Raw genomic sequence first — 14,058 nt, forward strand, 5'->3', positions numbered from 1 at the left:
TGAGAAAGCCTCTCCGCACCGTAAGGTTGGTTGGCGGAGGGGCTTTTCTTTTAGGTAAAAAGGGTGAATTCCTACGTCTATTTTGGATGAATTGCGGATAGATGCACGTTTGTTGACACAAGCTGTTTGTATCCGGTATTTATTCACTATTTTGCAATGAAAATCATGAGCTGAACGTGCATTTGGTTCCAACACTTGAGGAGGTACATGTAGTGCGTCAAAAATGGCTTTATTGGAATACCGCTTCACGGAAGTGGCTGTGGATTGTTGTCATTATCGGTTTGATTGCTTCCATCCCTGTCATCAGTGATCGGGTGCAGACGGAATCTTCCGCCAAAAAGGTGGAGCTTGTCTTCAATTACCGGGGTCTATTGGATATCTCGGCTTATCAGGCCCATCCGCAAGACTTTATGAATGAACAACTGACTCGGTTGAAAGACGCCGGAGTGACAACCATGGCGGTGTTCGAAAGTACACTGGATGAGTTGAAGAAGTCCCGCCGTCTGATGGTATATAACGGGCAGGATCTTGCGAACATGACCAAAAATGTCATTCCTGCTAACGATAATTACACGTATGTGCTGTTCACAAACGAGGAAAATGCACAAACGTATACCCCTATCATTGAACAAACGTTCGCCGATCGGGAGATTCCTGTGCTTCCATGGGAATATGAAGGTCGTAGCGGCTTAATATTGCAGACTCCACCGGAGAATGCCAACATGCAGCCTTTGCAACCAGATCCGGTTGCCGTGAAGATGCTGCGTGATAAAGGATTTTACATTTTGCCACGGATCTCAGACAGTGTGCCTTATAATCAGGAATCCATGGAACGCCTGCTTACCTTCTTCGAAGAGAATGGGGTAAAGCGCATCTTGTTTGATGGTGATGCTGTGAAAGGGTACAATGATAATGCAGAGATGAAGAGTATCGATATGTTTGCCCAGTTGCTGAACAAGCACCATATTGGACTGGCGGCTATTGAGAATTTGAAGAAACCACAATCCGGTTTTGAGACTCTCTCCTATAAAATTGACTACAATGTAACTCGTCTGTACTCCTTAAGTGACGGGGATGCCAATCTGGATGTAGACACCATTGCTGACCGTTTTGTTTTGGCTACCAAAGACCGCAACATTCGTATGATTTATATGAATGCTTCGCCAAGTCGGAATACAGCCAAAGCCATGATCACCAATCCGATTGACAATCTGATCAACAGTTTGGGTGAGCCTGGTCATGCGATTGAACGTATGGGTAAACACGGCTTTGAACTGGGACAAGCTGAAGCGTTCACGGTTAAAGATTCTTCCATTCAGCGTTATGCCAAGCTGGTTGCCCTGATTGGTGCAATCGCAATGATTTCGCTTATGGTTTCTTATTTTGTACCACTGCTGACATTGCTTATATTTGCACTGGCTCTGGTGGGTAGTGCCGGGTTATTCTTGCTCAAACCGACGTTGCTGGAGCAAGGAATTGCATTACTGGTAGCCATTAGTGCGCCAACCATTGCGATGGTGCTGGCGGTTCGTACAGTGAACTATCAGCAACAGCGTCAGCCAGACGAGCCTGCGGGTCGTCGACTGGCACAAACGTTATTCTTATATGTAAGAACATCGATTCTGTCGTTCCTGGCGGTGCCTTTTGTCATCGCATTGCTGAACAGCATTACGTACAGTCTGGTTATCAACCAGTTCCGAGGCGTTAGCCTGTTGCACTTTGCACCTATGGCGCTGGTAGCGATATATATTGTGTTTTACCGTGGTTCGGGTACGTTCTCCATTAAGCAAATTAAGAACCTGCTTCGTACTCCGATCACCGTTGTGATGGTTGTATTGGCACTTGTTGCTGCCGTTGTTGGGTATTACTATTTGAGTCGTACAGGCAACTCGGGTTCGGTTACGCCATTCGAGATGTTCCTGCGTGTGGTGTTGGAAGACACGTTCGGCGTGCGACCAAGATTCAAAGAATTTATGCTGGGACACCCGCTGTTTATCGTTGGCGTGTTCGCCGCTTTAAAATATCGTAAAGTCATCTTTGTGCTCATTATTGCAGCAATTGGACAATTGTCCATGGTGGATACGTTCGCGCATATCCATACGCCAGCTGTATTGTCACTCATTCGTGGAGTGATGGGATTGGGACTTGGCTTAATCTTCGGTATCGTTGCTGTGGGTGTGTGGCAAGTAGCGGAAGGATGTTGGAAAAAATGGTCACCACTTCTCAAAAGTTAGTCATCTCAGGATATTACGGATTCCACAACAGTGGAGACGAAGCGGTACTAAAGTCAATTTTGACTGCGCTGGAAGAGGAGAGTCACAGATCGAATGTCACGATTGAGCCGATTGTGCTCTCCGGTGATCCGGAGTGGACCACTTCAATGTATGGTGTACGTTCAGTACATCGGATGAAGTTGAAGGAAGTTCGCGAAGCGATCAAGGAAAGTGATGGTTTAATAAGTGGAGGAGGAAGTCTGCTGCAGGATGCAACTGGACTGAAATCCATCCCTTACTACCTGGGTGTCATCAAACTGGCCCAATGGTTGAAAAAACCAACATTTATCTATGCGCAGGGCATTGGACCTGTAAATCGCAAAATGTTCAATCCGATGATTCGTTCGGTCTTCAAAGCCTGTAATTATGTATCTGTGCGTGATGAACAATCTGCTGAATATTTGCGCGGGCTCGGATTGCAGTGGAATCAGATTCATGTGGTTCCTGACCCGGTGATGGGTCTGCCGTTGCCTGAAGCCAAAGCGGAAGAAGTAAGTTCAGTCGCGGTTAATGCTCAAGGAGCAAGCGTTCATACCAAACTCCCTGTGATCGGCGTTTCGGTACGTTTTTGGGAGTCGGATCGTAAAGAGCTTACAGCGATTGCTGCTGGACTGAAGAAGCTTTGCTCCAAAAAAGCCGTTCACTTGCGCTTTATGCCATTTCACTTACCGATTGATGAGCAGGCTTCCCGTTTTGTCATGGAAATGCTCGGTGACCTCGGTAACAAAGGTAGCGAAGTAAGTATTACCAAGGATCTCACTGATCCGCAGCTGATGCTTCAGGAAGTCAGCAATTGTGATGTCGTTATCGGCATGCGTCTGCACAGTCTGATCTATGCAGCATCACAGTATGTTCCACCCGTTGGTATCTCGTATGATCCGAAGATTGATCAGTTCATGCTGCGTCTGGATAGTGAAACCGTGGGCAGTACGGATGCGCTGGATGGGGATAAACTGGCGAAGACAGTGGCTAACCTGTTGGATCAGCGTTCACAGTGGCTGAAGGAACATGAAGAAGGCATTACCGAATTGAAGCAGGAAGCCAAAGTGCCTGCTCAGCAAATTATTAAATATTTAGGCCGCAAAGGGTGAAATAAGATGAATCAGACCGGACCAATACCTACCGTTTTAATCTATGGTATTCCTTTTTCCAAACTAACGATGAAAGAAACGGTGGACGTTCTTCGCGAAGCTGTGCTCACGAAGCAGCCGCACCAAGTCATCACAGCCAATCCCATCATGGTCATGGCCGCGCTGGAGAATCCAGCGATGATGAAGGTTATGCAATCTGCAGAAATGATTGTTCCCGATGGAACAGGTGTTGTATGGGCTGCCAATTATTGTGGGGAGCCTGTGGCAGAGCGGGTGCCTGGATTTGATCTTTTACATGAATTGCTGCGTGTTGGAGAAAACTATCGGTGGGGCGTGTATCTGCTCGGTTCCACACCTGAGGTGATTCAAGAAACGGCAGTTCGGTTACAAGAGCAATATCCGGCGATTCGAATTGTAGGTTATCGCGACGGTTATTTTGGTCCGGCTGAGGACGAGCAGGTTATCGCTTCAATTCGTGAAGCTGCACCTGATCTGCTGTTTGTTGCCCGTGGGGCAGACACGCAGGAACCGTGGATTCACAAGTATAAAGATGCGCTTCAAGTTCCCGTTACCATGGGGGTTGGAGGCAGTTTTGATGTGATTTCGGGCAAATCCAAACGTGCACCTAAAGTGTTCCAAAAGTTAAGACTGGAATGGTTTTATCGTCTACTTCGGGAACCTAGCCGGGCTGGCCGAATGCTTGCGCTTCCGAAATTCGCTGTCAAAGTGATGCGGGACAAAGAAAACGTGACTAAAGTCCGTTAAAATTAGGCTATTACGCGTAAAATGCACGTTTTTGCTAAAAATTGAGGTTGGCATTTCGCCTGTGATCAGCGTATAATTCATTCCGGATTACATGTGTGCCACTCAAATAAAAACTTTTAGTTGCACATGGCCACTCCGATGTCAGAATAACCTTTTGATCGCTGTTATCCCTGGATTTCTTTTATCCAACCTTTGTAAGGTTGAAATCCCGTGATAAAGGCGAACGCTTCGCTTCTACAGGTTATTTCTGTCCTCTCCGTTCTGGTGCAAATGGTATTTTTATTAAAAGTGACGAACAATAATTTATATATAAAAAGAGATCAGGGGATTTATAATTTCTTACAGGTATTATAATTGGGGGTCGAATGTTCAAATGGTAGCGATCTTTATCATTGGATTTATCGTGTCAATGGGACTGGCTCTTGCCCTGACACCACTTGTCAAAAAGTTCGCAGTCAGAATCGGAGCAATGGATACGCCGAATGCTCGTAAAGTGCACACTCGGATTATGCCACGTCTTGGTGGTCTAGGGATTTTCCTGGCATTTGTCATTACCGTTGCTGCACTGCTTCCTTTTGTATCGGCATGGTTTACGACAAGAGACATGAGCTTTGTCAGTGCTTTTCTGATTGGTGGATCGATCATCGTACTGATTGGTGCATTGGATGACCGTTTTGAACTGTCAGCCAAAGTCAAACTGCTCGGACAAATTGTTGCTGCTGCTGTAGTCGTATTCGGATTCAATATCCGTGTAGACTTCGTAAATATTCCTTTTCAGGATGCTTACTCCTCACTGGAAGCTTGGGTGTCCATTCCACTGACGATTCTTTGGATCGTTGGTGTAACAAACGCGATTAACCTGATTGATGGTCTAGATGGTCTGGCTGCCGGTGTATCCGGTATTGCCATTGGTACCATTGCCGTGATGTCCTTCCTGATGGGTAACATGATGATTGCCTTGATGTGTCTTGTACTGCTTGGTAGTATTGTTGGATTCTTGTTCTTCAACTTCCACCCAGCCAAGATCTTTATGGGGGATACGGGATCTCTATTCCTTGGCTTCTCTCTGGCAATGCTGTCCATGCTGGGATTCAAACAAATTGCTGTCGTGTCCTTCATTACACCGTTGATCATTATCGGTGTGCCGCTCTCGGATACCTTCTTCGCGATCATTCGTCGTGCGGTACAACGGAAACCGATTTTCTCACCGGATAAAGGTCACTTGCATCACTGCCTGCGTGAGCTTGGATTCAGTCACCGTCAAACAGTCCTGATCATCTACGGTATTGCCGCATTCTTCGGTGTACTGGCGATTATCCAATCTTCCGCTGCGATGTTCGAAGCCAACTGGGTAACGTTCGTCGTGATCTGTATCATGATGTTCTTCCTCCAGGTTGGAGCAGAAGTCATTGGACTTGTAAGCAAAACCAGAAGGCCGGTCATTAACTTCCTGATGCGTATGCGCGTCAAGTTGAACCCGGAGACCCGCTCGAAATCCTAAATAGAAACGCTCGTTTACTGATCTTATTGAATATTCTTTCAACCCAAACCTTGTCCCTCGTGGACAAGGTTTTTTGTTTATTTTGCTGTTTTTACTAAATAATTGGAACCTTTCGGCCGATATATAACGGTAACTGACTTAAAAAGAGGAGAGATGATACGTAATGCAACAAAAGAAACGGCCGTTGGCATGGATCATGTTGGTCGCTATGGTGTTCTCATTGTTCCCACAAGGTCTGTTCGGTGGGGCCGTTGCTTCGGCTGCGGACGGTGACGGTACAGGATCTAACGCATATTCAACTTACTTTACGCCAGATATTAAGGTATTAAGGGAAACATCCATTTTGTCTTTGGTTTCAGGACAGACAGGCAAAGAATTCCTTTCCAGAAGTAACGCATATACCACATCAACATCAACCATTAGTATCTCGGGTTCATATGCATTTGTTTCCAAGGATACGATGAAAGTAAAAGTAGAACAGCTGAATTCCACGACTGAAGGCAGTGTGAATAAGTGGGTTCCAGATGAAACGAAATCCATTACAACTGCAGTCACTGCAGATAGCAGTGGGAACAACAAGTTTAACGCAAACAACCTTACATTGTTTCCCGGATTCAACAAGATTACCTTCCTAGGAGTACAGGGTTCTGTTGAACGTTCGGATACATTTTATGTTTTGTATGATCAAGCTCCATATATAGAGAACTTCAAAATCTCCACGGTTGTTTCTGGAGGTACAGGGAATGCAACCTACGACCTTAACGCAGGTTCTGAGACAGTCGTTAATACGGAACGTGTATCTATCCAAGGTAAGGTACAAAACGCTACGCAGGTTACCGTTACAGTAAATGGTAGCGATTCTTTTGATTCGGCTATGTTACAAGATGGATCATTTTTCTTGCCGCAGCTTAAGCTTAAAGCAGGAATAAATACGTTGAAATTTAAAATATCAAGTGCATCAAACTCCATTGAAACGGAGCGTTCGGTGTATTATTTTGATAAAAACCAACCATTCACCAAGCTCGACTTAACGGTAGGGACAGAGACGCAATCCATATTAAACGATGCAAATCCGAATTTTACAATAGTGGGACAAACAGAAGGCAAATTGTCTGGACAAGCATTATTGCCTTATTCAGCAAGTAGTTCAGATTTTAGTCCAACGAACGGAACGATTACATTATCGAATAGCAATATAGCTCAACCTACAACATTCACTTTTCACGTAACCAAAACAACTGCGATTGCAGGAGCAGACGGAATTAGTTTGGAATATCGACTCGTGGATTTTGTAGTGGACACACCTTTCAAAATGGAGTTAGAAGAAGGCGGGACTGATGTCAAGAAGAATCAGGAAGTCAAAGTCAGCCTTACTTATGGTAACTTCAGCACAGGATTTACTGGAGGATACGTGTATTCGCCAGGTTCCCAGGATATCTTGAATATGTACTACCTCCCGGATTACAAAAGTGGCCCGATAGAGTCCAAGACCAAACTGGATGGATCAAGAGTGAAAAGCGATACATTCTTTATTTTGGTAGAATCCAGCAAAAAAATTGATGCAGCAGAATTATTTGGTGAATACCTTCCTACAGGAACTACTAAACTGAAAATCGCTGCAGTACCAACAACGCTTGACATGAAGCTAGAAGATACGCAACAGATATATCAAATCTCAGGATTCATTCCTGGTGAACAGCAAATTCGTTTTTATTTCGGTAAACCGACTGACTTGCCCAAAGTTGTCAAGATTTCTTATTCATCCGTTAGTTCGATCTATGTAGAGAATTTGCAAGATGGACAGACGTATAGTTTTGATTCGAAGAGTACGGAAGAGACCATGTCTGTTAAAGGTAAATTTATCGGTTTTAAGACGCTGGGGAGTAACTTTAAACCCGAGCTTGTAGTGAATGGTAAGGTGCTTAAAGATACTGAATATACACAGGTTACATCCGGTTTCCCGAACAGCGATGGAGATTTTTCCATTAAATTAAAAGTGTTGAAAGAAGGGCCAATAGTATATGGTGAGAACACGATTGTGATTCGTGCAATTGATGAGGATGCCAACAAAAAGCCTACAACCATAACAACAACGCTTAGAATCAATGTTATTGACACGAACCAATCAACAGTTACCACCTTTATGCCTACGCTGGTTCCTAAGGATTCGAGACAACCCTTTGTTGATAAGGCTCTAACCAGTTATACACAGGACGAACTGAAGAAAATCTTCGCGGTTACGCCGGAATTTGCATTCAAAGAAGATAAATATGTAACAAGTGAAGAAAATTATGATCTTGTGATTAATGGCGGTGGAGCACAAATTGCTAACGTTTATTTTGGCTCCAAATTAGTGTTCACCCATACACAAGCTACTGATCGTGTACTACAAACGAATAAATTAGGCGAAAATGGCATGCCTACATTTGATTTTGTAGGTAATGAAAATCAGTTCTTCGTAAGAATTCAAAACCTGAAATTTGATGCACCTGGAACGCACGTATATACACTCGAACTTATTAATAGAACAGGTGCTAGAACAACTCAGCGCTTAGAGATTGTACGTGAACCATCTTCTTATCGCATTCTTGCTCCTCAGCCAACCGTAGGAGATAAGATTGTTGTTAATAAAAACTTTGTAAGATTCGATATTGAGGCAGAAGGGGCTACTCAAGTACTGATTGATAAGCAGCCTGCTGTTAAACGTACGGATTCTAACAATCGTTTTGTACTGGACTACGTAGGTTTGAAACCTGATAAAAATAACGCAATCAAGATTCAAATTACCCGTCCGGGTGGAACAATTAATGACACAGTCAATGTATTCTATACCTCTACAATTACAACGGATACACAATACATGGCTCCGAAAGTGGCCAATAAATATACTGTATTTAACAAAGAGCTGCAGCTTTCACTTCCGAAAGGTACGGTTCTGCAATCTACAACAGTAAGGAATATGACCAAGTTCTACCCAGATAACAAGATTTTGTTCGGAATAGCTGATCCGGATAAAGGGATTGTAGAGAGGAAAAATGACTACGGTAACTGGATCGGATCTCCGGATGAAGGTAGTGAAAATGCACAAAGCTTCATTACTGTATCGCCTGAACTTACGGGTTTGTTCAGTTCAACACTTAATACAAGCAACTTTACGCCAATCTCAGATATTTACTGGATTCACGGTGGCGTTGGTGAACTTGGAGATAAAGGTGAAAGTGGTTATAGCGCAGGAACCAATGGTTTGGCTCCTTATAGTCTGGAAGGGAACTTCACGCAATATGCTGCTGAGAGAGTCCTAACTCCATCCCAAAGAGGTAGCCTGACGATCGCTTATGATCCATCGATTGTAGACGATGTAGGTTCTACCATTACTGTTTTCAGATACTCAGATAAAACCAATGTAGGCAAGTGGATTCCTATTGGGGGAGTCGTAGATACAAAAGGTCACACAATTACGGTACCATTTGATGAATTCGGATACTATAAAGTAATGAAATTGAGCAGAAGTTATCCTGATATTACAAACCACCCATGGGCTCGTAATTTGCTGAATGCTTTGTATTCCAAAGGAATTATGAACCCATTGAGAGCAAGTTCTTTTGGAGCAGATGACCAGACAACTCGTGGAGAATTTGCAACGTTACTCGTTAGAGGTCTGGATATTCCGTTGAATTATGCTAACCAGCAAACGTTCCAAGACGTCTCGATTAGTACCAAGTCCGATCGTTGGACCTACGAAGCTATTGAGACAGCTGCTCGGGCAGGTATCGTTACGGGGTTGAGTGATGGATATTTCCAACCGGAAATGCCAATTACACGCGAACAAGCGGCTGTTATGATTGCTCGTGCAATGAACTCCAAATTGGCGACGAACGACAGCAAACTAGCTGATACACTTGGGAAGTCATTCCTGGACTCAGGCTCTATTGAATTCTATGCTCGTCCTGCTGTGCTCGCGATAACCAAAGCGAAAATCATGGAAGGTAGCCCGGTCACGGTGCCTGGCGCAACCAAAGCTCAATATCAGTTCAATCCAAAGGGTAATATGACTCGTGCAGAAGCTGCCAAAATTGCAGTTGAATTACTTAAGAAGAGTACGAAGCTGTTCCCTAAAAACTTGAGCTAATCCGTATAGAAAACTATTCAATTCTGAAAGACCTGTCCCTTGGACTAAAGGGACGGGTCTTTTTATGACTGTAAATCAACTGGTAAAGAACACTTTTATAATAGAAGAAATCTGTTTTTTACCAATATCTATTTTTGTAATTTGCTAGAGATTAAGATACAATAGCGGTAAATACACAATGATCTAGAGGGTGAAGTTAGCTAATGAAACCGATTTATTCGAAAGCCCAGCTGGGCTACATGAAGGCAAAGACACAGTTCGAGAAACAAGCAGTCATTCTGGAGAAGAAAATAGAAGATACACGTAAAACGCAGGAAGTTTCCCAAGAAGTGATGGAAGGGCTTGTCAAGGCGACTGGCTTCCATGATGCGTATAACAATTTGGTTCTGGCTGAGAATGACTTAATTGAATGGTCTCACACCACGATGAAGCATGAAAAGACATACCGGGAAAATAGACAACCCATTGACGACATGTATCTGAGATTGAATAGTGATCCGAATATGCGTGCTCAAATTATTGATCTTGCGATGAAAATTCGCTAAGTTATAGAACCAGAGCATTACGAAAGGCATTCCACATGGAATGTCTTTTATTTATTTTGTATTTAGAAGAATTTGTCGCTTCATGCAGCAGATTATCGGGTATAAATAAACGTCCCCATCAACCCAGACACAACATAATCTCATGCAGACTGTTCCATCATTGATGGTCTAAAGGTTTTGAACCTCGCATTTACCCGCACTGCATCAATACATAATTAAGTTCAAAACTTTTTTTGCTGAATCCGCAACTTTTTGAAATCTGCTGCGTTTAAGATGTAGAGTCAAAAACATTGGGGAACTTACCAAGAATGACCTCGTGAAGAATCTTGTCTATTTATTAGAAAAAATTGCTTTACGGCACGGAAGACCCATTGTATAATACGTAAGGTAGGATTAGGAAACTACTCTATTTCCGTATGTATCTATCATTATTCTCGTTTACAAGTTTCTGTGATATGCTCACAGACATCATTTATATTAACTTGCTCACAACTCTGGAAAGGGGGTGCAACAATATATGAGGAATACGAGCGACCCTATTAAAGAAAATTCAAATGTTATGAACGCCCAAGGAGGAGAAAAAAAGGTTATGAAGAAAATTTTATCCGTAGCTCTGTCTACAGCAATGGCATTCTCAATGTTTGCATCTGTAGCATTCGGTGATACAGCGGTTTCGCCACAACAACAGTTTGATGCATTGAAAGCAAAAGGTGTTTTCACTGGTTACCCAGATGGAACAGCTGGTTTGGACAAAGAGATGACTCGCGCTGAGTTCGCAAAAGTTATCACTAAATTGCTTGGCCTGAAAGAAATCACTGGTGTATATTCTTACAACGATAAAAACTACAATGCTAAAAACTGGGCTGCTCCTTACATCGAAGCAGTAACAGCTGCAGGCATCATGGAAGGTAAAAACGTTGAGAAGAAAATCTTCGACTTCAACGGTAAAGTAACGATCGAAGAAATGGCGAAAGTTCTGACAATCGCTTTGGACCTCGAAGTTCCTACTGAAACTAACAACACAGCAACAGCTTGGGCTAAAGGTTATGTTCAAGCAGCAATCAACGCTGGTCTGCTTGACACTAGCTTGAACTTCCAATCCAACGCTTCCCGTCAATTGCTTGTAGGCGCTGCTTACGCAATTGATCAAGCTCAAAGCTTGAAAGTTGCTTCTTATGAAGTAAGCGAAGCTGGTAAAGTTGTTACTTTCAAAATCAGCGACGGTGAATCCGTTAAAGTAACTTTGGATAAAGCTCTCGAAGCTAACAAAGAAACTGAAGTGAAATTCACTTACAAAGATAAAGAGTTCACTGAGAAAGTTACTTATGTAGTAACTGCAGCTACTAAAGTTCAAAGCGTATCTGCTGACAACTTGAAACAAGTAACTGTAACTTTTGATGGTGATGTTGACGCTGCTACAGCAGAAGATGTTAACAACTATCAATTGAGCAAAGATATCAAATCTGCGGTTCTGTCTGCTGACAAAAAAACTGTAGTTTTGACTTTGGATAACGAGTACTACACAGGTGGTAACAAACTCGATAACCAAAAAGCAATCAAATTGACTGTTAGTGGCATCAAAAACTCTGATGGTTCCAAAACAATTGCACAAGAAGTTACTTTCACACCAGTTGATGTAACTACACCTTCTGTGAAAGAAGTTAAAGGTTTGGGTACAGGAGCATTCCAAGTAGTGTTCTCTGAGCCAGTTGATCGTGCTTCTGCAATCACTACTTCTAATTACAAAGTAGATGGTAAAGTAATCTCTGGTACAGTGGAATATGCATTCCCTGACAGTGTTATCATCACTACTGGTTTGACAACTGGAGATCACAAACTCACAGTTAGCAATGTTCAAGATTTCTCAGGGCTGAAAGTAGTTCCAGTAGAATCTGACTTCGCTGTTGCTGCTGATACTGAAGCTCCAACTGTAACTACTGCCAAATCCTATGACTTGCAAAAAGTTGAAATTGAATTCAACGAGCCAATCAGATCCTTCACACGTGTGTACAATGGTACAACTGCTAAAACTGGTGAAGTTACACGTTCCGGTAACAAATTGACTGTTACATTCACAAGAGCTAATGCGTTGAGCGTGGGTGAAAACACAATCGTTATCGAAGGTGCTACTGATTACAGTGGAAACACTGCTACTCGTGAAGTGAAAGTTACTCCAACATTGGATACTGTTAAACCAGCAGTTAGCAATGTTGCTGTGTCTACTGATAATGGTAACCATGTATTGAAAGTTAAATACGGCAAATCCGTATATTCTTCTACCAATGCTACTGGTGTCACTAAAGCTAATTACACAATTAAAGATAAAGATGGTAAAGTTGTTGTAGGATATGGTCTGGATGGTAATGGCCACCCAGTTAAAACTATTACTTACGATTCTAACACTAACGAAGCACAAATTATTTTGTCTGGTTATCTTCCACAAGGTAATTACACTGTAGAAGTATCTGGTGTTCAAGATAACGCTTATGTACCTAACACTATCGTTCCTTCTTCTACTGCAATTACTATTGGTAATACGTCGACGTTTGAAGTGAATAGATTCTGGAGTACAACTGAGAATACTAATGGTTCTAAACGTGACGTTAGCTTCTTCGTTACTTTCAGCAAAGCTGTTGCTACTGAAGGAACTGGTAACGCACTTGAGAAATCCAAGTATGCATTGAAATGGACTACAGGAGCAACTTCATTCGAAGCTCTGCCAAGCAATGCTACCGTAGAATTGGTAACTCCTGAAACTGTTAAAATTACAGTTCCTTATACTGACAAGGTTCTGGATGCAGCTGACGCTAAACTTCGCGTATCTTTAGTTGCTGATCAAGCTGGAAACTTTGCTTACACTGGTAACAGTTATGTAAGTGGAGAAATCGGTGTAGTAGGTAGAGCAGTATCATTGGTAAATGATTCCGTTAAAGCTACTGCTACTAACAAAATTACAGTTAAATTCAATGGTGTTTTGAATACTGTAGATGCTAACGACTTTGCAGTTCGTGTAGGTACTACAAACTACAATGTAGTGCTTGATGGACAACCGACTTACTCCGATGGTAATACAGTTGTTAAATTTGCCCTTACTGGAGATACCAAATTGAATGCTGCACCAGTTGCAAAATTCGGTTTGAAACCTAGCGCTGCTAATCCGACTGTGGCTATTACTCCTAACACTCAAGACAATCTGGGTGTTCGAGTAGATGTACCAGTTGTAAGTGTTGGTGCAGATCTTATTGACAACATTAAACCTGAAACTGTTAAGTTCGGTGATAATGAGATTCAACTTGTTGCAGGTGGAGCTGCTAATGAGTATGTAGCTAAAGTTAAGTTCAATGAGGAGATTGATGTTGTTCCTGGTACTAACGTTGTAAAACTTAGCGTAACAGGTAAAACAGTATCCGGTGTATCTTATGCTAAAGATACAACTGATCCAACTGTATTGAATGTTACATTTACTACTAATACTACTGTTGCAGATGATTCTGTTGTAACTGTTGAATTGAACAGCAGCAACGCTGCTTCTAAAGTAATCACTGATAGTTCCACTGAGAAAAACGCTGCTGAAGCTTTCTCATTGAGCGGTGTGGTTCAAGCTATTAAATCCGGCTTCTAATAAAACATTTTAGAAGTTCAATTAAGCCATACACCTTAGGGTGTGTGGCTTTTTGATTTCTTGTTTTTAAAACGCAACAACATCGTAACTTTCTCCCCTTTCCAAACGTTTATACTATAATAGCAACAAGCA

At 42.5% G+C, this 14,058-nt stretch carries 7 protein-coding genes; all 7 read left to right on the forward strand.

Translation table 11 applies throughout. The annotated features are described in order from the left end of the window. Positions 1-212 precede the first annotated feature (212 nt). The 7 genes from CRO25_RS15695 to CRO25_RS15725 all read left to right on the forward strand — a co-directional run bounded on the left by CRO25_RS15695 (position 213) and on the right by CRO25_RS15725 (position 13,926). On the forward strand, positions 213-2,234 hold the full coding sequence (locus tag CRO25_RS15695) for a DUF5693 family protein (RefSeq protein ID WP_079695638.1): 2,022 nt from the start codon (positions 213-215) through the stop codon (positions 2,232-2,234). Next, a complete protein-coding gene (gene csaB, locus CRO25_RS15700) occupies positions 2,210-3,364 on the forward strand; it encodes a polysaccharide pyruvyl transferase CsaB (RefSeq protein WP_079695639.1) in 1,155 nt (384 codons plus the stop codon). Before CRO25_RS15695 ends, csaB begins: the two co-directional genes overlap by 25 nt. A gap of 6 nt (positions 3,365-3,370) precedes the next feature. Beyond that, positions 3,371-4,129, forward strand: coding sequence for a WecB/TagA/CpsF family glycosyltransferase (locus CRO25_RS15705; protein WP_079695640.1), 759 nt, complete (start codon positions 3,371-3,373; stop codon positions 4,127-4,129). 373 nt (positions 4,130-4,502) lie between these two features. After that, positions 4,503-5,630 (forward strand): glycosyltransferase family 4 protein, encoded by a 1,128-nt coding sequence (locus CRO25_RS15710; protein WP_053782860.1) that lies wholly within the window; start codon positions 4,503-4,505, stop codon positions 5,628-5,630. A gap of 163 nt (positions 5,631-5,793) precedes the next feature. Continuing rightward, the gene (locus CRO25_RS15715) at positions 5,794-9,759 is read left to right on the forward strand and encodes an S-layer homology domain-containing protein (protein WP_079695641.1); all 3,966 of its coding nucleotides are present in this window, start codon (positions 5,794-5,796) and stop codon (positions 9,757-9,759) included. A gap of 203 nt (positions 9,760-9,962) precedes the next feature. After that, a complete protein-coding gene (locus CRO25_RS15720; protein ID WP_079695642.1) occupies positions 9,963-10,304 on the forward strand; it encodes a hypothetical protein in 342 nt (113 codons plus the stop codon). A 517-nt stretch (positions 10,305-10,821) separates the two neighbouring features. After that, positions 10,822-13,926: an S-layer homology domain-containing protein gene (locus CRO25_RS15725; protein WP_079695643.1), complete on the forward strand. Its 3,105-nt coding sequence runs from the start codon at positions 10,822-10,824 to the stop codon at positions 13,924-13,926. The last annotated feature ends 132 nt before the right edge of the window (positions 13,927-14,058 follow it).

The organism is Paenibacillus sp. RU5M (assembly GCF_900221055.1).
Lineage (GTDB): Bacteria > Bacillota > Bacilli > Paenibacillales > Paenibacillaceae > Paenibacillus > Paenibacillus marchantiae.

Excerpts from the sequence above, each read along its gene's own strand:
- CRO25_RS15725 (WP_079695643.1), top strand. The coding sequence starts at position 10,822 with ATGAGGAATACGAGCGACCCTATTAAAGAAAATTCAAATGTTATGAAC.
- CRO25_RS15715 (WP_079695641.1), top strand. The coding sequence starts at position 5,794 with ATGCAACAAAAGAAACGGCCGTTGGCATGGATCATGTTGGTCGCTATG.
- CRO25_RS15705 (WP_079695640.1), top strand. The coding sequence starts at position 3,371 with ATGAATCAGACCGGACCAATACCTACCGTTTTAATCTATGGTATTCCT.
- CRO25_RS15710 (WP_053782860.1), top strand. The coding sequence starts at position 4,503 with ATGGTAGCGATCTTTATCATTGGATTTATCGTGTCAATGGGACTGGCT.
- csaB (WP_079695639.1), top strand. The coding sequence starts at position 2,210 with ATGGTCACCACTTCTCAAAAGTTAGTCATCTCAGGATATTACGGATTC.
- CRO25_RS15720 (WP_079695642.1), top strand. The coding sequence starts at position 9,963 with ATGAAACCGATTTATTCGAAAGCCCAGCTGGGCTACATGAAGGCAAAG.